This is a genomic window from Pseudomonas sp. PME37.24/025 (genome assembly GCF_055556615.1).
Genome location: NZ_JBVHNK010000258.1, coordinates 1 through 266, shown reverse-complemented (window position 1 = coordinate 266; position 266 = coordinate 1). Strand labels below are relative to the sequence as shown.

Sequence of the window (266 nt, the reverse complement as noted above, 5' to 3'; positions counted from 1 at the left end):
GCTGAGCGAGTGCCGGCACCGGCTGCTGGTCGGTCACCAGGCAGTCGACCAGGCTGATGGGGCCGAGGCGGATCATGGCGTTGCGCCCGAATTTGCTCGAGTCTGCAGCGAGAATCACCTTGCGGGCATTGGCGATGATCGCCTGGGAGACCCGTACTTCCTGATAGTCGAAGTCCAGCAGGCTGCCGTCTTCGTCGATGCCACTGATGCCCACCAGGGCGAAGTCGACCTTGAACTGGTTGATGAAGTCGACGCTGGCCTGACCC

1 pseudogene is annotated in these 266 nt (G+C 62.8%); it reads right to left on the bottom strand.

Annotation, left to right across the window (positions count from 1 at the left end):
* Positions 1 to 266 (bottom strand): annotated as a pseudogene (locus ACZ3HH_RS30285) (DeoR family transcriptional regulator); the annotation flags it as partial.